This window comes from Paraburkholderia kirstenboschensis (assembly GCF_904848585.1).
Lineage (GTDB): Bacteria > Pseudomonadota > Gammaproteobacteria > Burkholderiales > Burkholderiaceae > Paraburkholderia > Paraburkholderia kirstenboschensis.
In genome coordinates this window covers 1-21541 of sequence record NZ_CAJHCR010000022.1, presented here as the reverse complement: position 1 = coordinate 21541, position 21541 = coordinate 1, and the positions used below count along the sequence as shown (strand labels likewise).

The 21541-nt window shown below is 62.2% G+C and carries 16 protein-coding genes and 1 pseudogene; 3 read left to right on the top strand and 14 right to left on the bottom strand.

The window, feature by feature from the left end; all coding sequences use genetic code 11:
* From murC to coq7, 12 genes are all read right to left on the bottom strand, one after another.
* Complete coding sequence (gene murC, locus JMY24_RS33365; protein ID WP_128590790.1) at window positions 1–1404, bottom strand: UDP-N-acetylmuramate--L-alanine ligase; 1404 nt, start codon at window positions 1402–1404, stop codon at window positions 1–3.
* Complete coding sequence (gene murG, locus JMY24_RS33360; RefSeq protein ID WP_128595868.1) at window positions 1401–2519, bottom strand: undecaprenyldiphospho-muramoylpentapeptide beta-N-acetylglucosaminyltransferase; 1119 nt, start codon at window positions 2517–2519, stop codon at window positions 1401–1403. Before murG ends, murC begins: the two co-directional genes overlap by 4 nt.
* On the bottom strand, window positions 2516–3784 hold the full coding sequence (gene ftsW, locus JMY24_RS33355) for a putative lipid II flippase FtsW (RefSeq protein ID WP_201703671.1): 1269 nt from the start codon (window positions 3782–3784) through the stop codon (window positions 2516–2518). Before ftsW ends, murG begins: the two co-directional genes overlap by 4 nt.
* Window positions 3781–5295: a UDP-N-acetylmuramoyl-L-alanine--D-glutamate ligase gene (gene murD / locus JMY24_RS33350; protein WP_128595869.1), complete on the bottom strand. Its 1515-nt coding sequence runs from the start codon at window positions 5293–5295 to the stop codon at window positions 3781–3783. Before murD ends, ftsW begins: the two co-directional genes overlap by 4 nt.
* Window positions 5296–5318: 23 nt before the next feature.
* Entirely contained in the window at window positions 5319–6488 is a 1170-nt protein-coding gene (gene mraY / locus JMY24_RS33345) for a phospho-N-acetylmuramoyl-pentapeptide-transferase (RefSeq protein ID WP_020071217.1), read from the bottom strand.
* Between the two features lie 17 nt (window positions 6489–6505).
* Window positions 6506–7933 (bottom strand): UDP-N-acetylmuramoyl-tripeptide--D-alanyl-D-alanine ligase, encoded by a 1428-nt coding sequence (locus JMY24_RS33340; RefSeq protein WP_128595870.1) that lies wholly within the window; start codon window positions 7931–7933, stop codon window positions 6506–6508.
* Window positions 7930–9501: a UDP-N-acetylmuramoyl-L-alanyl-D-glutamate--2,6-diaminopimelate ligase gene (locus JMY24_RS33335; protein WP_201703669.1), complete on the bottom strand. Its 1572-nt coding sequence runs from the start codon at window positions 9499–9501 to the stop codon at window positions 7930–7932. The genes JMY24_RS33340 and JMY24_RS33335 overlap by 4 nt, the downstream gene beginning before the upstream one ends.
* Window positions 9498–11363, bottom strand: coding sequence for a peptidoglycan D,D-transpeptidase FtsI family protein (locus JMY24_RS33330; RefSeq protein WP_128586232.1), 1866 nt, complete (start codon window positions 11361–11363; stop codon window positions 9498–9500). The genes JMY24_RS33335 and JMY24_RS33330 overlap by 4 nt, the downstream gene beginning before the upstream one ends.
* Complete coding sequence (ftsL, locus tag JMY24_RS33325; protein ID WP_128586231.1) at window positions 11360–11710, bottom strand: cell division protein FtsL; 351 nt, start codon at window positions 11708–11710, stop codon at window positions 11360–11362. The genes JMY24_RS33330 and ftsL overlap by 4 nt, the downstream gene beginning before the upstream one ends.
* The gene (gene rsmH, locus JMY24_RS33320; RefSeq protein WP_201703667.1) at window positions 11707–12660 is read right to left on the bottom strand and encodes a 16S rRNA (cytosine(1402)-N(4))-methyltransferase RsmH; all 954 of its coding nucleotides are present in this window, start codon (window positions 12658–12660) and stop codon (window positions 11707–11709) included. The genes ftsL and rsmH overlap by 4 nt, the downstream gene beginning before the upstream one ends.
* 15 nt (window positions 12661–12675) lie before the next feature.
* The gene (gene mraZ / locus JMY24_RS33315; RefSeq protein ID WP_027802334.1) at window positions 12676–13104 is read right to left on the bottom strand and encodes a division/cell wall cluster transcriptional repressor MraZ; all 429 of its coding nucleotides are present in this window, start codon (window positions 13102–13104) and stop codon (window positions 12676–12678) included.
* Window positions 13105–13534: 430 nt separating this feature from the next.
* On the bottom strand, window positions 13535–14173 hold the full coding sequence (gene coq7 / locus JMY24_RS33310; protein WP_128586229.1) for a 2-polyprenyl-3-methyl-6-methoxy-1,4-benzoquinone monooxygenase: 639 nt from the start codon (window positions 14171–14173) through the stop codon (window positions 13535–13537).
* A gap of 302 nt (window positions 14174–14475) precedes the next feature.
* On the opposite strand from coq7, the gene JMY24_RS33305 reads away from it, so the two are divergent.
* Complete coding sequence (locus JMY24_RS33305) at window positions 14476–15651, top strand: porin (protein WP_128595872.1); 1176 nt, start codon at window positions 14476–14478, stop codon at window positions 15649–15651.
* Window positions 15652–15856: 205 nt separating this feature from the next.
* Here the strand turns inward: JMY24_RS33305 and JMY24_RS33300 are convergent, their stop codons facing one another.
* A complete protein-coding gene (locus JMY24_RS33300) occupies window positions 15857–17530 on the bottom strand; it encodes a long-chain fatty acid--CoA ligase (RefSeq protein WP_128595873.1) in 1674 nt (557 codons plus the stop codon).
* A gap of 155 nt (window positions 17531–17685) precedes the next feature.
* Window positions 17686–19764, bottom strand: a complete 2079-nt coding sequence (locus JMY24_RS33295; protein WP_128595874.1) for a molybdopterin-containing oxidoreductase family protein — start codon at window positions 19762–19764, stop codon at window positions 17686–17688.
* 182 nt (window positions 19765–19946) lie between these two features.
* Here JMY24_RS33295 and JMY24_RS33290 point away from each other — a divergent pair, with 182 nt between their 5' ends.
* Both JMY24_RS33290 and JMY24_RS33285 read left to right on the top strand, forming a co-directional pair.
* Window positions 19947–21155, top strand: a complete 1209-nt coding sequence (locus JMY24_RS33290; protein ID WP_128595875.1) for a M20 aminoacylase family protein — start codon at window positions 19947–19949, stop codon at window positions 21153–21155.
* A gap of 20 nt (window positions 21156–21175) precedes the next feature.
* A pseudogene (locus JMY24_RS33285) lies at window positions 21176–21349 on the top strand (lipocalin family protein); the annotation flags it as partial.
* Window positions 21350–21541 lie beyond the last annotated feature (192 nt).

Here is a 21541-nt window from a genome sequence, read left to right as displayed (position 1 = left end):
TCACACCTTCGTTTCGAGAGCGAGGCGACCCGGCACACTGCCGATCGAACCCGCGCCCATCGTGATCACTACATCGCCGTCGCGCACCAGTGCTGCGAGCGCGTCCGGCACTTCGTCCACCGTATCGACGAACACGGGCTCCACCTTGCCCGCCACGCGCAACGCGCGCGCGAGCGCACGGCCGTCCGCCGCGACGATAGGCGCCTCGCCCGCCGAATAGACTTCGGTCAGCACGAGTGCGTCCACCGTCGACAGCACCTTTACGAAATCCTCGAAACAGTCACGAGTGCGCGTGAAGCGGTGCGGCTGGAACGCGAGCACCAGACGCCGCCCGGGGAACGCACCGCGCGCCGCCGCGACCGTTGCCGCCATTTCGACCGGGTGATGACCGTAGTCGTCGACCAGCGTGTAAGCGCCCGACGCGTTGCCTTCCCCGACGACGGGCACTTCGCCGTAGCGCTGAAAACGCCGGCCCACGCCGTTGAAGTCCGCCAGCGCACGCTGGATGTCGGCATCTTTCACTTCGAGTTCAGTCGCAATGGCGATGGCGGCCAACGCGTTCTGCACGTTGTGCTCGCCCGGCAGGTTCAACACGATGTCCATCGGCGGCGCGTCTTCGCGCATCGCCGTGAAATGCATCTTGCCGTCGCGCGCTTGCACGTTGACCGCGCGCACCTGCGCATCGGGCGCGAAGCCGTAGCGGATGATGGGCTTCGACACGAACGGCAGAATCTCCTTCACGTTCGGATCGTCGACGCACAGCACCGCGATGCCGTAAAACGGCAGACGGTGCGTGAATTCGATGAACGCCTGCTTGAGCCGCGCGAAGTCGTGCCCGTAGGTGTCCATGTGATCGGCGTCGATGTTCGTGATGACTTCGATCACCGGAAACAGATTCAGGAACGACGCGTCCGACTCGTCCGCTTCGGCGACGATGAAATCGCCCGTGCCGAGCCGCGCATTCGCGCCCGCGCTGATCAGCCTGCCGCCAATCACGAAGGTCGGATCGAGCCCGCCCGCGGCGAGCACGCTTGCCACCAGCGACGTGGTCGTGGTCTTGCCGTGCGTGCCGGCAATCGCAATGCCCTGCTTCAGGCGCATCAGTTCTGCGAGCATCACCGCGCGCGGCACGATCGGAATACGGCGATGACGCGCCGCGAGCACTTCGGGGTTGTCGCTGCGTACGGCGGTCGAGACGACCACCGCGTTAGCACCTTCTATGTTCTCCGCCGCATGACCGATCGAAATACGCGCGCCGAGCGCGGCGAGTCGATCCGTAACGGCATTGCTCGACAGATCCGAGCCGCTTACCTGATAGCCGAGGTTGACTAGCACCTCCGCGATGCCGCTCATGCCGACACCGCCGATGCCGACAAAGTGAATATGTTTGACGATGTGTTTCATTGCTTTCCTTCTGGGCTCGCGCCCGAAATCGAACCCGCCACAGTCGCGCAAATCTGCGCGACCTGTTCCGTGGCGTCGGGTTTCGCGAGCGAGCGCGAACGCTCCGCCATCTCCGCGAGACTTGCCCGCGTCTGGCTGCGCAACCAGTCGGCGAGTTTTTCCGCCGACAGATCGCGTTGCTGCACGACCAGCGCCGCGCCGTTATCGGCGAGAAACGCTGCATTAGTGGTTTGATGATCGTCCACCGCATACGGGAACGGCACGAACAACGCGGCCACGCCTACTGCTGAAATCTCGGACACCGTCATTGCGCCCGAGCGGCAAATCACGAGATCGGCCTTCGCATAAGCGCTCGTCATGTCGTCGATGAACGGCACGAGTTGCACGTCCGCGCCCGTTTGCAAGCCGGCTGCCGCGTAGTTCTCACGCAGCGCGTCGATATGCTTGGCGCCAGCCTGATGCACGATGCGCGGCCGTTCGTTCGCACCAAGCAGCGCGACCGCGCGCGGCACCACTTCGTTGAGCGCCGCGGCGCCAAGACTCCCACCTACCACCAGCACATTCAGCGGACCGTTGCGTTCTGCATAGCGTGCTTTGGGCGCAATCGCGCGCGCAAGTTCCGCACGAATCGGATTACCGGTCCATTCGCCGTGCGGCAACGCATTCGGAAACGCAACCAGCACGCGCTTGGCGAGCTTCGCGAGGACCTTGTTCGCGAGGCCCGCGATCGAATTCTGTTCATGCAGCACGAGAGGACGGCCGCTCAATGCAGTCATCAATCCCGCCGGAAACGTGATGTAACCGCCCATGCCGAGCACGACATCCGGCTTCACACGACGCAGCACGCCGAGGCTCTGCGTGCATGCGCGCAGCAGATTCAGCGGCAACATCAGCTTGGTCTTCAGGCCCTTGCCGCGCAGTCCGCCAAAGCGTACGTATTCCATCGGAATGCCATGCTTCGGCACGAGCGTGGCTTCCATGCCGGCAGGGTTGCCAAGCCATACGACCTTCCAGCCCCACGCCTGCATCAGATGCGCGACCGCGAGCCCGGGGAACACGTGTCCCCCGGTGCCGCCGGCCATCACCATCAGCGTGCGTTGCTGCGTGAGGGTCATACCTTCCCCCCACGCATCAACACACGGTTTTCGTAGTCGACGCGCATCAAAACCGCGACCGCGACGCAGTTCAACAAAATGCCCGAGCCGCCATAGCTGACGAGCGGCAACGTCAGGCCCTTGGTCGGAAGCAAGCCGAGGTTCACGCCCATGTTGATGAACGTCTGCGCGCCGAACCAGATGCCGACGCCCTTGGCGACCAGACCCGCGAACGTGCGGTCGAGCGCGAGCGCCTGACGGCCGATCTCGAATGCGCGGCGCACGATCCAATAGAACATCAGGATCACGACGAGCACGCCGATAAAGCCGAGTTCCTCGCCGATCACCGCGAGGATGAAGTCGGTATGCGCTTCCGGCAGATAATTGAGCTTCTCGACGCTGCCGCCGAGACCTACGCCGAACCACTCGCCGCGGCCGAACGCGATCAGCGAGTGCGTCAATTGATAAGCTTTGCCCTGCGCGTAACGGTCGTCCCACGGATCGAGGTACGCAAAGATCCGCTCGCGCCGCCAAGGCGATGCCCACACCAGCAAACTGAACGTGCCGACCGCCGTTGCGACAAGCCCGCCGAACAGCTTGCCGTTCACGCCGCCGAGAAACAGCAGGCCCATCGCAATCGCCGCGATCACCATGAACGCGCCCATGTCCGGTTCGAGCAGCAGCAACGCGCCGACGAAACCAACCGCCATCGCCATCGGCAGAAAGCCTTTGGCGAAGCTGTGCATGTATTCCTGCTTGCGTACCGTGTAGTTCGCCGCGTAGATCGTCACCGCGAGCTTCATGATTTCGGACGGCTGCATGTTCGTGATGCCGAGCGGAATCCAGCGGCGCGCGCCGTTCACGCCCTTGCCGACGTGCGGAATCAGCACGATCACCAGAGCGACGAGCGAAATCAGGAAGAGCTTGGGCGCGTATTTGTCCCACGTCGAAATCGGAACGCGGAACGCCACGACGCCGACCACTGCGCCCATGACCACGAAAATGATCTGACGCACGAGGAACGCATAGTCGCGGTACGACGCGTACTTGGGCGAGTCCGGCATCGCAATCGACGCCGAATACACCATCACCACGCCAAGCCCGAGCAGCGCGACGACCACCCACAACAGCGAGTGATCGTAGTCGAGCATGCGCGAGCGCAACGGCCGCACGCCGTTGACGGCGCTCGCGAGACCGCTGCCGCCCGTGCGGCCGGCAACGCGCGTGGCGCCCGCCGAGTCGCCGTTGGCCGAGGCGCGTGAACCGAATCGTTCGGACCAGCTCATATCATCGTCCCCCGTTCGGCCGCGATTTCTTCTACCGTGCTGCGAAACACCGCCGCACGATGCGCATAACCCTTGAACATGTCGAAGCTCGCGCAAGCCGGTGACAACAGGATGGCATCGCCCGGCTGCGCAAGCGCGGTCGCCGCACGCGTCGCTTCTTCGAGCGTGGCGTGGTCGGTCATCGCGATGCCGGTTTCCTCGAGCGCCGCGCGAATCCGCGGCGCGTCACGGCCAATCAGCATCACCGCGCGGCACCAGCGCATGACCGGCGCGGCAAGCGGCTCGAAGTCCTGGCCCTTGCCGTCGCCGCCAGCAATCAGCACGACGCGCTGCGCAAGACCGTCGAGTGCGGCAACCGTCGCGCCGACGTTGGTGCCCTTGCTGTCGTCGACGTAATCAATGCCGTCGATCGACGCAATCAGCTCCACGCGATGCGGCTCGCCGTGATACTCGCGCAAGCCATGCAAAAGCCGCGCGCCGGGCAGGCCGATTGCGCGAGCGAGCGCATAGGCGGCAAGCGCGTTGGCCGCGTTATGCAGTCCGCGAATGCGCAAGGCGTCCGCCGGCATCAGGCGCTTGAGCGCAATGTTCGGGGGCGTGACTGCTTCGTTCTTGCGACGACGCTTCGGCGCGGGTTCGTCGCTCACGTCGAGATCGTGCGCTTCGACGAGCCAGATCATGCCGTTATCGCGCAGCAGACCGTAGTCGCCGTCGCTCTTGGGTTCGGTTACGCCGAAGGTCACGACTGCCGCGTCGCTAGCCTCGGAAGGCGCGAGCGCCATCACGCGCGCGTCGTCGCGATTGAGCACGCGCACCGTTTGTGTACCGAAGATCCGGCCCTTCGCGGCGGCGTATGCGTCGAGGCCGCCATGCCAGTCGAGGTGATCCTGCGTGATGTTGAGAATCGCCGCGGCGTCCGGCTCGAACGTATGCGCGGTTTCGAGCTGGAAGCTCGACAGTTCGAGCACCCACACGTCGGGCAGCGCGGTGTTGTCGATCGCTTCGCTCAGTTTGTCGAGCAACGCGGGGCTGATGTTGCCCGCCACCGCGACCTTCTTGCCCGCACGTTCGCAAAGCAGGCCCGTGAGGCTGGTAGTCGTCGTCTTGCCGTTGGTGCCGGTGATCGCAATGACTTTCGGCGCGTAGCCGCTCTCGCCGAGCGTTTTCAGCGCTTGCGAGAACAGTTCGAGTTCGCCCCACACGGGGATGCCCTGCTCGCGGGCCGCGGTGATCAGCGGCAGCAGGTCGGCGGCGAGCGGCGACAAACCCGGGCTGATCGCAACGAGTTCGACGCCTTCGAGCAATACGGGAGAAAACGGGCCGCCGACGAACGCAGCGTCGACGCCATGCGCTTCCAGTGCGGACAGATTCGGCGGTACTTCGCGCGTATCGGCCACACGCAGCCGACAGCCGTGCCGCGCGCACCAGCGCGCCATCGCGAGACCGGATTCACCCAGTCCCAGCACGAGCACCATCGGCTTTTGCCGATCCCGAAACTTCTCGCCGAACATCGCCTGCTTCCCCTAATACCTGCTTAACGCAACTTGAGCGTGGACAATCCGAACAGACACAACATCAACGTGATGATCCAGAAGCGCACGACCACTTGCGTCTCCTTCCAACCCGACAATTCGAAGTGGTGATGCAGCGGCGCCATCTTGAAGAGACGCCGCCCTTCGCCGAAACGGCGCTTGGTGAATTTGAACCACGCAACCTGCAACATCACGGAGAGCGTTTCCGCGACGAAAATGCCGCCCATGATGAAAAGCACGATTTCCTGACGCACGATGACCGCGACGGTGCCGAGCGCGCCGCCGAGCGCGAGCGCGCCGACATCGCCCATGAACATTTGCGCCGGATGCGTGTTGAACCAGAGGAACGCGAGCCCCGCGCCGCCCATTGCCGAACAGAAAATCAGCAATTCGCCCGCGCCGGCGATATGCGGGAACAACAGGTATTTCGAGTAGACCGAGCTGCCCATCACGTATGCGAACACGCCGAGCGACGCGCCGACCAGCACGACCGGCATGATCACGAGGCCGTCGAGCCCGTCAGTGAGATTGACCGCATTGCTCGCGCCGACGATCACCAGATACGTCAGCACGATGAAGCCCCACACGCCGAGCGGATAGCTGATCGACTTGACGAACGGCAACATCAGGTCGGCACGCGCGGGCAAGCCCATCGACAAGCCGCTGCGCACCCACGCCATGAACAGGTCGAACACGCGCACATTGCTCGCCTCCGACACACTGAACGCGAGGTACACCGCGGCGAACAGACCGATCACCGACTGCCAGAAATACTTCTCGCGCGACGACATGCCGCGCGGGTCCTTGTAGACGACCTTGCGGTAGTCGTCGACCCAACCGATCACGCCGAAGCCGAACGTCACCAGAATCACGATCCAGATGAAACGATTGGTCAAATCCGCCCACAACAGCGTGGCCACGGCGATGCCGAGCAGAATCAGCACACCGCCCATGGTCGGCGTGCCGGATTTCACGAGGTGCGTTTGCGGACCGTCTTTACGGACAGCCTGACCGACCTTCATGGCGGTCAGCTTGCGAATCACCGCCGGGCCGCAGACGAGCCCGATCAGCAGCGCGGTGATGGTCGCCATCACCGCGCGGAAAGTGAGATAACTGAACACGCGCAAGAAGCTTGCGTCATTCTGCAGCCATTGCGCCAGCGCCAGTAGCATGCTTCGGTCCTTCTATTTCAGTGTGCGGCGGGCGTACTGCCCGCTGCGTTGGGTTGTGGACTCGTAACGGCGTCCACCACGCGCTCCATCTGCATGAAGCGCGAGCCTTTCACGAGAAGCGTTGCAGCGGCGCCGAAGCCGGCCTGCTGCAATTGCGCGACCAGCGTGCCGACGTCGGCAACGTGATGCGCGTTGGCGCCATACGCGGTGCAGGCGTCGCGCGAGGCGTCGCCCATTGCGTACAGCGCGTCGATACCGCGTTCCTTCGCGTATGCGCCGATCTCGCGGTGAAACTCGGGACCGTTGTCGCCGACTTCGCCCATGTCGCCCATGACCAGCACGCGCGGCGAAGCGTGCGACGCGAGCACGTCGATCGCGGCGCGCATCGAATCGGGATTCGCGTTGTACGTGTCGTCGATTACCGTTGCGCCGGCCAGCGTGCCGAGCGCGGCATGCTTGACCTGCAAGCGGCCCTTCACCGCGTCGAACGATTCGAGGCCGCGCTTGATCGCATCGAGCGAAACGCCCGCGGCGAGGGCGGCCGATGTCGCGGCCAATGCGTTGTGCGCGTTGTGATTGCCGAGCACTTGCAGCGTGATTTCGACATGGCCTTGCGGTGTGTCGATGCTGAGCAGCTTGCCGTCGAACCTGCCGGTGACGGCGGCTTCGGTCGCGCGTTCCTCGCTGTTCAGCGCGAAGTCGACGATCCGATTGCCGGTGGCGGCCACGCGCCAGATACTTGCGTAAGCGTCGTCCGCGGGGAAGACGGCGACGCCGTCCGGGTTCAGCGCATGGATCACGCTCGCATGTTCGAGCGCCACCGCTTCGACGGTCGCCATGAACTCCTGGTGCTCGCGCTGCGCGTTGTTCACGACCGCAACCGTCGGCTCGGCGATCTTGCCGAGCAGCGACGTTTCGCCAGGATGATTCATGCCGAGTTCGACCACGGCCAATTGATGCGCGGCATTGAGACGGAACAGCGTGAGCGGCAAGCCGATATCGTTGTTGAAATTGCCGGCAGTCGCGAGCCGTGCATCGGCCCCAACGGCGGCGGCGAAAATCGACGCGATCATTTCCTTGACCGTGGTCTTGCCATTGCTGCCGGTCACGGCGACAAGCGGCATGCTGAACTTGCGACGCCAGCCGCGAGCCAGCGCGCCCAATCCCACGCGCGTATCGGTCACGCGCAGCGCCGGCACGCTCCAGTCTTGCGGCGTACCCGAAACGAGCGCCGCGCTCACGTTGCGCGCCGCGACGTCGGCGAGAAAGTCGTGCGCGTCGAAACGCTCGCCCTTGATCGCGACGAACAGATCGCCTGGACCCGCACTGCGGCTATCGGTCGACACGCGTTCAAACGTGACGCTGTCGTCGCCGACTACCGTGGCGCCGGGAATCAGCGCGGCTGCTTCACGCAGCGAGAACATCGCATTTCCTTGCCCGCTCATTCGCCACCTCCGCGTGCCTGCGTCGCCCGCGCGGCGAGCGCGAGACGGGCGTGATCCTGATCGGAGAAAGCGCGCTTCTTGCCCATGATTTCCTGTGTAGCTTCGTGCCCCTTGCCGGCCAGCACGATGACGTCTTCGCGCGCGGCGCTGCGGATCGCCTGAAGGATCGCGCTCGCGCGGTCTTCGATGCGGCGCGCTTTCGACGCGTCTTTCATTCCCGCTGCGATCTGCTCGATGATCGATTGCGGGTCTTCGCTGCGCGGGTTGTCGCTCGTGACCACGACGCCGTCCGCGATCTTCTCGGCGATTGCGCCCATCAGCGGGCGCTTGGTCGCGTCGCGATCGCCGCCGCAGCCGAACATGCAAATCAGTTCGCCGCCGCGCGCGGTTGCCATCGGCCGCAGCGCTTCCAGCGTTTTTTCAAGCGCGTCTGGCGTGTGCGCGTAGTCGATCACGACGAGCGGCTCGTCGTTCTGCAAGCGGCCACCGAGGCGTTCCATGCGGCCATTCACCGATTCGAGCTTCGCGAGTTGGGCGAGCGCAGCGTCGAACGGCACGTCGGCGGCAAGCAATGCGCCGAGCACGCCGAGCAGATTGCTCACGTTGAACGCGCCGAGCGTTTGCACTTCGACGTCGGCCTTGCCCCAGTCGGACGTGCTCAGATGGAACGCGGTGCCGGTCGCGGTGGCGCGCACGTTCGACGCGAGCAACCAAGCATCGGCTTGCGGCGCGCTTTGCAGTGCAGTTTGCGACGCGCCGTGCGGCGCGGAGTCGAGGCCGTAAGCGATGGTGCGCGCATGACCTTGAGTGCTGGCAAGCAGACGGCGGCCGGCCGCGTCGTCGCGATTGATCACCGCCGCGCGCAGTTCAGGCCATGCGAAAAGACGCGCCTTCGCCGCTTCATACGCTTCGAACGTGCGGTGATAGTCCAGATGGTCTTGCGTGAGATTCGTGAACACGGCAATGTCGAACTCCGTTCCGTTCACGCGCCCCTGGTGCAGCGCATGCGACGACACTTCCATTGCCACTGCGCGTGCGCCGGCATCGCGCAATTGCGCAAGACTGCGCTGCAATTGCGGAGCGTCGGGTGTCGTGAAGCCGGTGTGCACGAGTTGCCCGGGCAAACCGGTGCCAAGCGTGCCGATGATCGCGCAACGTGTGCCGAGCGCAGTCAGCGCCGCCGAAATCCACTGACTGCACGATGTCTTGCCGTTCGTGCCCGTTACGCCGACCGTCAGCATGTTGTCGCTCGGATCGTTGTACCAGGCACTCGCGATTGAACCGGCGAGGTCGTTCAACGCCGGCACGGCAAGCGTTGTAGATGCATCGATCGCGCCGTTGAACCCTTCGGCCTGAACGAGCACGGCGGCAGCACCGCGTTCAATTGCCCTGTCGATGAACGGACGGTTGTCTGCGCCATCCACCGCGTACGCAAAGAACGCGTCGCCGGCTGCGAGCGAACGCGTGTCGGCATGCAGATGCGCGCCTGGCTGCACGCGTGCGCGCAGCCAGCTCAACGCTTCGGCGATCTCGCGATGCGCCGGATGATTGGTACGCAGCGCGCTCATCGAACGACTCCCGGATGGCTCTTCGCGTTCGCGGAAATCGTCATCTTCTTTGCGCCGGCGCTGGTCGCGATCTTTTTCGCAGCGGACGGCGCGGGCGTTGCGGAAGGCGCGGCAGACGCGGAATCGTCGGACACCACCATCTGCTTGACCGGCATTTGCGGCGGCACGTTCAGCGAGCGCAACGTATCGCCGACGATGCCCGAGAACACCGGTCCAGACACCTGACCACCAAAGTGGCTGCCCGCAGTCGGCTCGTCGACCGACACCGCGACGACGATGCGCGGGTTCGGCATGGGCGCCATGCCGACGAACGACGCGCGATATTTCGAGTGGTCGTAACCATGCGGGCCGTGCTTATACGCCGTACCGCTCTTGCCGCCGACGCGATAACCAGGCACAGCCGCATCCGGCGACGTGCCACCCGGCGAGACGACCGTTTCGAGCATTGCGCGCACTTCGCGGGCGGTGGTCGGCGAGAAGATTTGCGGACCCGTCGCCGGCTGATCGCCAGGCGTGCGGAAAATCGACACCGGCATGATCTGACCGTCGTGCGCGATTGCCGAATACGCGCGACCCAACTGGAACAGCGACACCGACAGGCCATAGCCGTACGACATGGTCGCCTGCTCGATGCGGCGCCAGCTTTTCCACGGACGCAGACGTCCCGCCGCCGCGCCGGGGAACCCGACCTTCGGCGCCTGGCCGAGACCGATGCTCGTGTACATATTCCACATCTCTTCGGGCTTGAGCTGCATCGCGATCTTCGTCGCGCCGATGTTGCTCGACTTCTGGATCACGCCGCCGACAGTCAGGACACCGAACGCGCTGTCGTCAGTAATCGGCGCACCGTCAAGCACGAAGCGGCCGCCGCCTGTATCAACCAGTGTAGTCGGCGTGACGCGGTGCAGATCGAGCGCGAGCGAGACCGTGAACGGCTTCATGATCGAGCCGGGTTCGAACGTGTCCGTCAGGATGCGGTTGCGCAACTGGTCGCCAGTCATGTGCGAACGGTCGTTCGGGTTGTATGTGGGGTAATTGACGAGCGCGAGCACTTCGCCGGTCCGCACGTCGATCACCATGGCCGCGCCGGCCTTCGCCTTGAACTTCTCGACCGCCGCCTTCAGGTTCGTGTACGCGATGTACTGGATCTTGCTGTCGATCGACAGATCCACGTCCTGGCCGTTGTGCGGCACGACCTGCTCGTCCACGTCCTCGATGATGTGGCCCATGCGGTCCTTGATCACGCGGCGGCTGCCCGACATGCCCGCGAGCAGCTTCTGATCGCCGAGCTCGACGCCTTCCTGGCCTTCGTCCTCGACGTTGGTGAAGCCGATCAGGTGAGCGGTGATCTCGCCTTCCGGATAGAAACGCTTGTACTCGTCGCGCGCGTAAATGCCGGGGATGTCGAGCGCCTTCACCTTCTCGGCGATGTCGACCGGCACCTGACGTTTGACGTACACGAAGTTCTTGTCTTCCGAGAGCTTCCTGCGCAATTCCTTGTCGGTCATGCCGAGCAGTTTGCCGAGCGCGCCCAGCTTCTCGGCGCCGAGATCGTCCGGTACCGATTCCGGGATCGCCCAGATGGCGCGCACCGGCAGGCTCGTGGCCAGCACGAGACCGTTGCGGTCGAGGATCTTGCCGCGCGTGGCGGGAAGTTCGAGCCGACGCTGATAACGGATTTCGCCCTGCTTCTGATAGAACGCGTTGCCGGGGCCCTGAATCCAGAAGGCGCGCGCGGTCAGTGCGACGAACGCCATGAAAAGCAGGAACACGACAAGCTTCGAGCGCCACATAGGCAAGCGCACGGAGAGGATCGGGTTCGCCGAGAAGGCGACGCTCTTGCGAGCCGACGATTTTTTCATCGCACGCCTCCGCTGCGGCTCGTTGCCGGCGCGGACGCCGGACCGGAAGTCGGAATCGGCGCGTCTTCAGCCTTCGCCGCGCCTGGATCGAGCGTCAGATATTGCGTGCGACCGGTGGTGACCGATTGCATTTTTAGCGACGTGGTGGCGATCTGCTCGATGCGCGACGTTTTCGAAAGCGCGCTCTGCTGATATTGAAGCTGCGAATAGTCCTGCTGCAGCTGGCGCTCCTGCGATTGCGCGCGCTGCAACTGGATGAAGATCTGGCGCTGCTGATTGGTTGCGTTGACGACAGACAAGGCACAGCCCATCACGATCATCAGCAGGAAGATATTGAGACGATTCATGGTGCGATTCGCTCCGCCACGCGCATCACGGCAGAACGGGCGCGCGGGTTCGCGGCGACTTCAGCGTCGCTAGCAAACACACGGCCGATGATTTTGAGCGGGGGACTCGGCAGGTCGACGGCACGAATCGGCAGGCGACGATCGACCGTAGGCGTACTTGCGTGCGCCTGCATGAATCGCTTGACGATCCGGTCCTCGAGCGAATGAAAGCTGATGACCACCAGCCGTCCCCCTTGCTCCAGCAGCGCTAACGCTGCTTCTAAAACGACTTGCAGCTCCGCAAGCTCTTGATTGATGTGAATCCGTATAGCCTGAAAGGTGCGGGTTGCCGGATCCTTGCCCTTCTCACGGGTTTTGACGACGTTAGCCACGATTTGGGCAAGCTCGCCCGTGCTGACGAGAGGCCCAAGACGGTCGGACTCTGCCCGGCGAGCAACAAGCGCCTTTGCAATCTGAAAAGCAAACCGTTCTTCCCCATAATCTCGTATCACCTCCGTCAGTTCCTGCACCGTGGCCCGCGCCAGCCATTCAGCGGCAGACTCGCCGCGCGTCGGGTCCATCCGCATGTCGAGCGGGCCGTCGGCGCGGAAACTGAAACCCCGCTCCGGGTCGTCGACTTGCGGCGACGACACGCCCAGATCCAGCAAAACACCCGACACCCGTTCAATCCCGCGCTCCGCAATCGCGGCGCGCAGTGAAGCAAAACTCTCGTGCACGATGCCAAAGCGCGGATCAGCGATTTGCTGCGCCGTGGCGATCGCGAGCGGGTCTTTGTCGAAAGCGATCAGCCGCCCCGACTCACTTAGTTTCTCCAGCACCAGCCGGCTGTGACCGCCGCGCCCAAACGTGCCGTCCACATAAACGCCATCCGCGCGGGTGACCAGCGCGTTGACCGCTTCTTCCAGCAGCACCGTGCGATGCTGCAATTCGTTTCTCATCGCAGGTGCCATATATGTAAGCCGCGATCAGAACGTGAAATTCTTTAAGGCTTCGGGCATGCCCTCGGCGATCGCCGCCTGTTCCTTCGCGGCGTAAATCTGTGCGTCCCACAATTCGAAGTGGCGGCCCATGCCGAGCAGCGTCACCTCTTTTTCCAGCGTGCCGGCCGCGCGCAATTCCGGCGACACGAGCACGCGGCCCGCGCCGTCCATGTCCACGTCCATTGCATTGCCGAGAAAAATGCGCTTCCACCAGGCCGCGTTCATGGGCAGCTTGTCCACTTTGTCGCGGAAGATTTCCCATTCCGGGCGCGGAAAGAGCAACAGGCAGCCGTCCGGGTGCTTGGTGATCGTCACCCGGCCCTCTGCCTGTGTTTGCAGCGCATCTCGATAGCGGGACGGAATTGACATCCGTCCTTTCGCATCGAGAGTCAGCGCCGACGCCCCTTGGAACACTTCGCTCTCCCTCTTGACCGGCGCTGTTGCGCCGGCTGCCCGATTCTTAAAAATCTACCCGAAACCGCGTGTCAGATCACACAAAAATACACTTTCTCACACTGTCTCCCACTTTAGAGGAACGCTAAACGGGGGTCAAGGGAGACAGACGGTTTTTCAGCGAAATTTGTTTGTTAGAACAAGGACTTAGCGCGACTCGTTCAAGTCAGACATAAAACGGAAAACCGTTATAAATGAACGAGCTACTGCGGCTTGTGAAGGTGATACGTGAAAAGTGCGAGCGAAAGGCACGGATCGTAAGCGATCACGGCAGGCGGCTGGAAGGCGTTCGGCGGGGAGTCGGGGGCTGATCGGGGACAACACCTTGGGCGTCGTCCCACTTACGGCAGTTCGAAGCAATTGCAGCAGACAAACCGACGTCTGCGGTCTCTTATATGTAGTAGGCGGTACGAGTCATCACTTTCGACATCGCGCGCATCAACGCGCGCGCCGGGAATGGCAGTTCGATGCCGCCAGCGTCCATCGCGGCCTTGCCGTGTTCGGCTTCGTCGACCCGCATCTGGTCGACAATGGCGCGCGACTCGCGGTCGGCGGCAGGCAAATGGTCCATGTGGCTATCCAGATGCTGTTCGACCTGGCGCTCCGTCTCTGCCATGAAGCCAAGACTGACGCGGTCGCCCAGGCGTCCGGCTGCAAGGCCGATAGCGAGCGCGCCCGCATACCAGAGCGGATTCAGCAGGCTCGGGCGCGAGTCCAGTGCCTCGAGACGCTTGGCCGTCCATGCGAGATGATCTTCTTCTTCGACGGCGGCCCGATCGAACACGGTCCGCAACGATGACGACCGCGTTGCGAGTTTCTGCGCCTGGTAGAGCGCCTGTGCGCAGACTTCGCCTACGTGATTCACGCGCATGAGACCCGCGGAGTGAGCGCGCTCGGCCGGCGACAGTTCGGGCACCTCAGCGTAAGCCGCCGATTCTTGCGGGACCGGCAAAGGACGGCTCATACGTGAGACGCCAGTCATTGAGCGTAAACCCCGATCAAATTCAGTAATCAACTCGTCCAGAAACATTCGGCACTCCCTGATTCGACAACTGGCTCCCCGCTTTGCGCTGCCCGTGCAGCAAGGCTTTGCGGAGAAAAACGCAGCCTCCGGTGGGCTTCGATTCAGCCTTCGGCGACATCAAGATTTCGATTTTAGATCATGTTGCGTAAACGAAACAGGAGCCTTCCGGACGCCCTCCTTTTTCTTTGTGCCATGTAGCCGTTTTGTTACATTACGTGCAACTTCTCGCGAAGTTGGACAAGCAAGGCCTCAACGCTACATAAATATTCGCCTTGTACAAAAGATTCGTAATCCTTGGAGATCATTCGATGAAAAAGTCGCTTCTCGCTCTCGCAGCACTGGGCGCATTCGCAGGCGTCGCACATGCTCAGAGCAGCGTGACCCTGTACGGTATCATTGACGAAGGCTTCAACATCAACACCAACTCGGGTGGCAAGCACCTGTACAACCTGTCCAGCGGTGTTATGCAAGGCTCGCGTTTCGGCCTGCGCGGCACGGAAGATCTGGGCGGCGGTCTGAAGGCGCTGTTCGTGTTGGAAAACGGCTTTGACGTGAACAACGGCAGGCTGGGTCAAGGCGGCCTGATGTTCGGTCGTCAAGCATACGTCGGTCTGTCGAGCCAGTTCGGCACGGTCACGCTGGGTCGTCAGTACGACTCCGTCGTCGACTACGTTGGTCCGCTGGAAGCGGGCGACCAGTGGGGCGGCTACATCGCTGCTCACCCGGGCGACATCGACAACTTCAACAACGCATACCGTACGAACAACACGGTCAAGTACACGAGCGCGGATTACGGCGGCCTGAAGTTCGGCGGCACGTACAGCTTCGGCGGTGTTGCTGGCAACGTTACTTCGAACCAGATCTGGTCGTTGGGCGCTGGCTACAACAACGGTCCGTTGGTCTTGGGCGTCGGCTACTTGAACGCACGTACGCCGGCAGCTTCGGGCGGCCTGTTCAACAACGGCGGCACGGCGGCTACGCCGGCGACCGCAGTGTCCTCGCCGGTCTATGGTGCCTACACGTCTGCCAACACGTACCAGGTAATCGGTGCGGGTGGTGCATACACGTTCGGTGCCGCAACGGTTGGCCTGACGTACTCGAACATCCGTTTCGCAAACTTGGGCGCGGCGTTCGCACAGCCGAATGTCAGAGGTCAATCGGCTACGTTCAACAACGCGGAAATCAACTTCAAGTATCAGTTGACCCCGGCGCTGCTGGTCGGCGCGGCATATGACTACACGCGCGGCGCGAGCATCGAAGGTGCATCGCGTGCCCAGTACCACCAAGGCGCGGTCGGCGTGGACTACTTCCTGTCCAAGCGTACAGACGTGTACGTGATTGGTGTGTACCAACACGCGTCGGGTGAAGTACTGAATGCAGCAGGTACTGGTGTGACCGAAGCACATGCTGGCATCAACGGTCTGTCGGGCTCGTCGAACCAGAACCAACTCGCGGCTCGCGTCGGTATCCGCCACAAGTTCTAATAAGTCGTAAATACGCAGTTTTGCCTCAAAGGCGCCTTCGGGCGCCTTTTTTTATGGGTCCGGCGGGTCACGAGGCTTGCCAGCTTTGCGTTTGTGACGGTGCAAATAAAGGCCCGGCAGACTTCTCGTCTGCCGGGCCTTTCAGTTTTGCTAGCCAGAACCCGTTAGGAGCCTCGGACGTACGCGAACTCGACGCGCCTTCCGTTCATGCACGCCCGTCGCGTAGCTCACGACGCAAGATCTTGCCCACATTGCTCTTGGGTAGCTCAGTGCGGAATTCGACGATTTTCGGCCGCTTGTAGCCAGTTAGCTGCTGTTTGCAGTAGGCGAAAATATCTGCGTCGGTGAGCGCGTCGTCTTTCCTGACGACGAACAACTTAACCGCCTCACCTGAATGCTGGTCGGGCACGCCGACCGCAGCCACCTCGAATACGCCTGGGAGCCTCGCCACTACGTCCTCGATCTCGTTCGGATAAACGTTGAAGCCGGAAACCAGAATCATGTCCTTCTTGCGGTCGACGATCTTCACAAAGCCCTGCTCGTTCATAAAACCAACATCGCCCGATTTGAAGAAGCCGTCCGACGTCATGACCTTGGCCGTTTCGTCCGGCCGATTCCAATAGCCGGCCATGACCTGCGGGCCACGAATGCAAATCTCGCCGGGCTGCCCGAGCGGGACCTCGTTGCCCTCGTCGTCCCGAATCGACACTTCGGTCGACGGCAACGGCAAACCGATCGTGCCGCTATATTCCGTTACCGTAACCGGGTTGCAAGTAACGCACGGCGACGTCTCGGACAAGCCATAGCCTTCGATGATCGGCGTATGCGTGTTCTCGAACCACCGTTTGGCGACAGCTTCCTGAACCGCCATTCCGCCACCGTTGGCCGCGATCAGTTTGGAAAAGTCGAGCTTGTGAAAGTCGGGGCTGTTCAGCAGCGCGTTGTACAGCGTGTTGACCGCAGGGATCGTCGTGATCGCATAGCCTTGCAGAGCTTTGATCATCCCGGGGATATCACGTGGGTTCGGGATCAGAACGCCCAAGCCACCCGTGCGGATCGTCAGCAGCCCACACACTGTCAGCGCGAAGACGTGATAAAGCGGCAGCGCGACAACGGTGATGAACTGCTCGATGTCCGTGCGATTCGCGCGAACCGGATCGAGCCAGATTTCCGATTGCAGCACGTTGGCAATCAGATTCCGATGCAGAAGGGTCGCGCCCTTGGCCACGCCAGTGGTACCGCCGGTGTACTGCAGGAATGCGACGTCGTCAGGGCCCTGCTGAACCGGTTTGAAAGTCTGGCGCTCGCCTTCCGCGATTGCGGCGTTGAATTTGACGTGGCCGGGCAAACTCCAGGCCGGTACCATCTTCTTCACCTGGCGCACGACGAAGTTCACAACCGCGCCTTTGACGCCCATCAAATCACCCATTGCCGCGACCACGATATGCTTCACTGCGGTATTGCGCACCACTGCCTGCAACGTCACGGCGAAGTTCTCGAGCAGGATGATCGCTTCCGCTCCGCTGTCCCTCAACTGATGCTCGAGCTCACGCGGCGTGTAAAGCGGGTTGACGTTCACGACCACGTAACCCGCGCGCAAGATCGCTGCGATCGCCACCGGGTACTGCAGCACGTTGGGCATCATGATCGCGACGCGAGCGCCGCGCGCAAGACCCTTCGACTGAAACCATGCGGCGAGCTTGCGCGAAAGCGCGTCCAGTTCGCCGTAGCTGATCTCTTTTCCCATGCAGACAAACGCGGGCTTGTCGCGGTGCTCGCGGAACGCCTCTTCGAGTAGTTCGGCTACGGACGAATAGCGGGTTGGATCGATTTCTGCGGGAACGCCGGGCGGGTAAGATTTCAGCCAGATTTTATCCATGCAGCGTCTCCTTCTTTATTTTCGAATGGTCGTGCTAAAAACGCATCGTAGCATGGGCACCCCTGCGGTATTGGCGAATGACGGCGTGGTTAGACTGCTGCCTCGAACGTTCTGAGGCCTTCGTGACGAGGCTTGACGGGGTGCGGGCGAGTTCCTCAGACGCGCTCGACCTGGACGAGGCAGTCGTAGAAAGTTGCGGACCCACCAAGATCGGTCAGCGCCTGGCTCGTGACCTGGTTTGCGTTGCGGCCATCGGGCGCCAGCTTCTTCCACCAGATCGACAGGCCGACCACGAGGCCTTGACGCGCCCGGTCGGTGACGCGAGCGCGCGCCTGCATCGAGCCGCGGTCGTTGAAAATGCGCACCTGATCACCGTCGACGATATTCCGCGATCCGGCGTCTGAGGGATGGATGTCGAGGTGCGGCTCGCCTTCGGTAGAGCGTAGGCTTTCAACGTTGACGAACGTGCTATTCAGGAAGTTGCGCGCGGGTGGCGAGATCATCGCAAGCGGGTACCGAGCGGCGAGCTCGGGCGCGGACTCGGCCGATTCATAGGGCGGCACGTAATCCGGAAGCGGATCCAGCCCCTGCTGCGCGAGCCGTTCACTGTAGAACTCGCACTTGCGCGAGGGCGTGCGAAAGCCGCCCTCAGCAAAGGGCGCATCGGGAAGGTTCAGCTTTGCCCAGCCGATGCGTTTGAGCGATTCCCAATCGACTCCTTCCAGCGTCTTGTCTTGCCAACGCAAGGCGCTGCGCGCAACGGTTTCGTCGCTTTCGAACAGCGACGGCTCGTCAAGCCCCATGTGACGTGCGAGGCCGCGAAAGATATCAGTGTTGGGCCGCGCGTCGCCCACCGGAGGAATCGCCGGCAAGTTCACCATGACGTGCGTGTGGCCGTACGACTTGTGCACGTCGAGATGCTCCAGTTGCGTAGTGGCCGGCAGGAGCAAATCCGCATAGTCCGCAGTGTCGGTCTGAAAGTGCTCGAGCACGATCGTGAACAGATCTTCGCGCGCGAACCCTGCTGCGACGCGCTCCGAATCAGGCGCGACGGCAACGGGATTCGAGTTATAGACTACGATCGCCTCGACCTTTGGTCCGAATGCGGCATCGCCCGGATGCAGCAATGCGTCGCCGATTGCGTTCATATTGATTACGCGGCTCAGCTTGGTCGGCCAGCCAGGCATAAGGTCTGGACGCTGCAATGCATGCAAATCGACCGGTGCCCACCCGGACGTCGACAACAAGGCGCCGCCTGCCCGCTCGCGCCATGCGCCCGTCAGCGACGGCAGGCACGCGATCGCGCGCACGGCATTACCGCCGCCGCGCACTCGCTGCAGACCATAGTTCAGGCGGATCGCTGCCTTTTTCGTGCTGCCGTAAAGTCGCGCCAAGTCGACGATAATCTGCTCGTCGACGCCACAAATCTGGGCGACGCGCGATGGCGGATAACTGAGCGCCCGCGCTTTCAGCTCGGCAAAGCCCAGTGTGTGCGCCGCAATGTAAGCGTGATCGAGCAGGTCTTCGGAGATCAGCACGTTCATCATGCCGAGCGCGAGCGCGCCGTCGGTACCGGGCTTCAGGGCAATGTGTTGATGGCACTTCTCGGCAGTCAGCGAGCGATACGGGTCGATCGCGATGAGCCGCGCGCCTTGGCGCTTGGCCTGCTGCGCACGTGTCCAGAAGTGCAGGTTCGACGCAATCGGATTCGAGCCCCAGATCAGGATGACCTCGCTTTCCTCGAAGAACTCGGTGAGCATGCCGATGCCCGCACCATACGTATATTTCAGGCCTGCGGCACCGGCCGCTGCGCAGATCGTCCGATCCAGTTGCGACGCGCCGAGCTTGTGAAAGAAACGTTGAGCGATGCTGTCGCCTTGGACCAAGCCCATCGTGCCGGCGTAGCTGTATGGCAGGATGGCCTCCGGCGCACGCCGCGCTATTTCCGACAGGTGCTTCGCGCCCAGCTCAAACGCCTCGTTCCAGCTGATTGGTTGGAAACGCCCTTCGCCCTTGCGGCCAACGCGCTTCATTGGCGTTGTCAGACGGTGCGGATGGTGAACTCGCTCTGCATACCGACTGACTTTGGTACACAGTGTGCCTTGTGTTGGCGGATGGTCCGGGTCGCCGACCACTTTGACCGCCCGGCCGTCCTCGACTGTTACACGCATCGCGCAGGTGTCGGGGCAGTCGTGTGGACAGACTGCGCGAGCGAATTCAGTCGGAGCGTTCATTGAGTAACCATTCAGGGGACGGAAAACACAGCGTAACGCCGGATTTTATTACGTCTGTCGGCGCTTGCCTGCATGCTGCCGCCAAAAAGCCTTCGGCGTAGAATCGTTAGCACTGCGTCCGGGCGCAACTCGCCCGAGCGATTCCTTGCAAGTCAAAAGCGAAAGCACATCGGCACTCTATTATGAAACTGATCCCCGAAATTCAAGCTGCTCACGGAGAAATTCAGAATCTTCGACGTACGATCCACGCTCATCCCGAACTGCGCTACGAAGAAACTGCGACTGCTGATCTCGTCGCCAAAACGCTTGAATCCTGGGGCATAGAAACTCACCGTGGATTGGGCAAGACAGGCGTAGTTGGCGTCCTCAGACGCGGAAACAGTACGCGCTCTGTCGGTCTGCGCGCCGACATGGATGCGCTGCCGATCCAGGAGCTGAACAGTTTCGAACACAAATCGAAAAACGACGGGAAAATGCACGCGTGCGGCCACGACGGCCATACAGCGATGCTTCTCGGCGCGGCGCGACATCTTGCGAGGCACGGCGATTTCGACGGCACCATCGTATTCATCTTCCAGCCAGCGGAAGAAGGCGGCGCCGGTGCGCAAGCGATGATCGACGACGGGTTATTCGAGAAATTTCCGGTTGATGCCGTGTTCGGCATCCACAACTGGCCGGGCATGCCTGCTGGCAAGTTTGGCGTGACTGAAGGCCCCATTATGGCCTCCAGCAACGAGTTTCGTATTGAGATCAAAGGCGTCGGCTCGCACGCCGCGTTGCCGCACAATGGCCGTGACCCGGTCTTTACCGCCGTGCAGATCGCTAACGGATTGCAGAGCATCATCACGCGAAACAAGAAGCCGCTCGATACAGCCGTGCTCTCAATCACACAAATTCACGCCGGCGATGCGGTCAACGTCGTTCCTAACGATGCGTGGCTCGCGGGCACAGTGCGCACGTTTACGACAGAAACGCTCGACTTGATCGAAGCGCGTATGCGCAAAATCGCTCAAAGTACGGCGGAAGCTTACGATTGCTCGGCCGACGTGCACTTTCACCGGAACTACCCACCCACGATCAACAGCAGTGAAGAAGCCCAGTTCGCGGCGGCCGTTATGAAAGAGATCGTCGGGGCAGAGAACGTCGACGACTCTGTCGAACCCACGATGGGTGCCGAGGACTTTTCCTTCATGTTGCTGGCGAAGCCAGGGTGTTACGCGTTTCTCGGCAACGGCGACGGCGGCCACCGAGATGCCGGCCACGGTGCGGGCCCGTGCATGCTGCATAACGCCAGTTACGACTTCAACGATGAATTGCTCCCCATCGGTTCAACGTACTGGGTGCGACTTGCGCAGCGCTTTCTGTCGGGGAAGAGTACGACAGATCAATGAAGTTCAACTGACACCCTGCGCTGACATGGCAGTTCCATCCGCTGATGGACGACCAGGAACTGGACTCGCGGGAGTCTACCGGCGCGGTGTACTGGGAAGGCGCGGCGCGGGTGAGCCACGATGGCGCTGATCTCGGGCGCGCCTGTCTGGAGCTGACGGGGTACGCGAACACACTACGGACCGGCAGGCAGTGACGAGTGATATGTGACCTGGACCAGGGCTGGTCCCGGGCTGCACCCGGCCTGTTCCTGCCGCCGGTGTGCCGGGTCTGGTCGGCGCGTAAACGCAGAAACCCCACCCTTTGTGGGGTGGGGTTTCTGATGCTGCTGGGGAGCCTGACGATTACCTACTTTCACACGGGCAATCCGCACTATCATCGGCGTGGA

What these genes read in the sequence shown, in the direction of transcription:
- murC (WP_128590790.1), bottom strand. Translation starts at nt 1,404, where the DNA reads ATGAAACACATCGTCAAACATATTCACTTTGTCGGCATCGGCGGTGTC.
- murG (WP_128595868.1), bottom strand. Translation starts at nt 2,519, where the DNA reads ATGACCCTCACGCAGCAACGCACGCTGATGGTGATGGCCGGCGGCACC.
- ftsW (WP_201703671.1), bottom strand. Translation starts at nt 3,784, where the DNA reads ATGAGCTGGTCCGAACGATTCGGTTCACGCGCCTCGGCCAACGGCGAC.
- murD (WP_128595869.1), bottom strand. Translation starts at nt 5,295, where the DNA reads ATGTTCGGCGAGAAGTTTCGGGATCGGCAAAAGCCGATGGTGCTCGTG.
- mraY (WP_020071217.1), bottom strand. Translation starts at nt 6,488, where the DNA reads ATGCTACTGGCGCTGGCGCAATGGCTGCAGAATGACGCAAGCTTCTTG.
- JMY24_RS33340 (WP_128595870.1), bottom strand. Translation starts at nt 7,933, where the DNA reads ATGAGCGGGCAAGGAAATGCGATGTTCTCGCTGCGTGAAGCAGCCGCG.
- JMY24_RS33335 (WP_201703669.1), bottom strand. Translation starts at nt 9,501, where the DNA reads ATGAGCGCGCTGCGTACCAATCATCCGGCGCATCGCGAGATCGCCGAA.
- JMY24_RS33330 (WP_128586232.1), bottom strand. Translation starts at nt 11,363, where the DNA reads ATGAAAAAATCGTCGGCTCGCAAGAGCGTCGCCTTCTCGGCGAACCCG.
- ftsL (WP_128586231.1), bottom strand. Translation starts at nt 11,710, where the DNA reads ATGAATCGTCTCAATATCTTCCTGCTGATGATCGTGATGGGCTGTGCC.
- rsmH (WP_201703667.1), bottom strand. Translation starts at nt 12,660, where the DNA reads ATGGCACCTGCGATGAGAAACGAATTGCAGCATCGCACGGTGCTGCTG.
- coq7 (WP_128586229.1), bottom strand. Translation starts at nt 14,173, where the DNA reads ATGTTTCTGGACGAGTTGATTACTGAATTTGATCGGGGTTTACGCTCA.
- JMY24_RS33305 (WP_128595872.1), top strand. Translation starts at nt 14,476, where the DNA reads ATGAAAAAGTCGCTTCTCGCTCTCGCAGCACTGGGCGCATTCGCAGGC.
- JMY24_RS33300 (WP_128595873.1), bottom strand. Translation starts at nt 17,530, where the DNA reads ATGGATAAAATCTGGCTGAAATCTTACCCGCCCGGCGTTCCCGCAGAA.
- JMY24_RS33295 (WP_128595874.1), bottom strand. Translation starts at nt 19,764, where the DNA reads ATGAACGCTCCGACTGAATTCGCTCGCGCAGTCTGTCCACACGACTGC.
- JMY24_RS33290 (WP_128595875.1), top strand. Translation starts at nt 19,947, where the DNA reads ATGAAACTGATCCCCGAAATTCAAGCTGCTCACGGAGAAATTCAGAAT.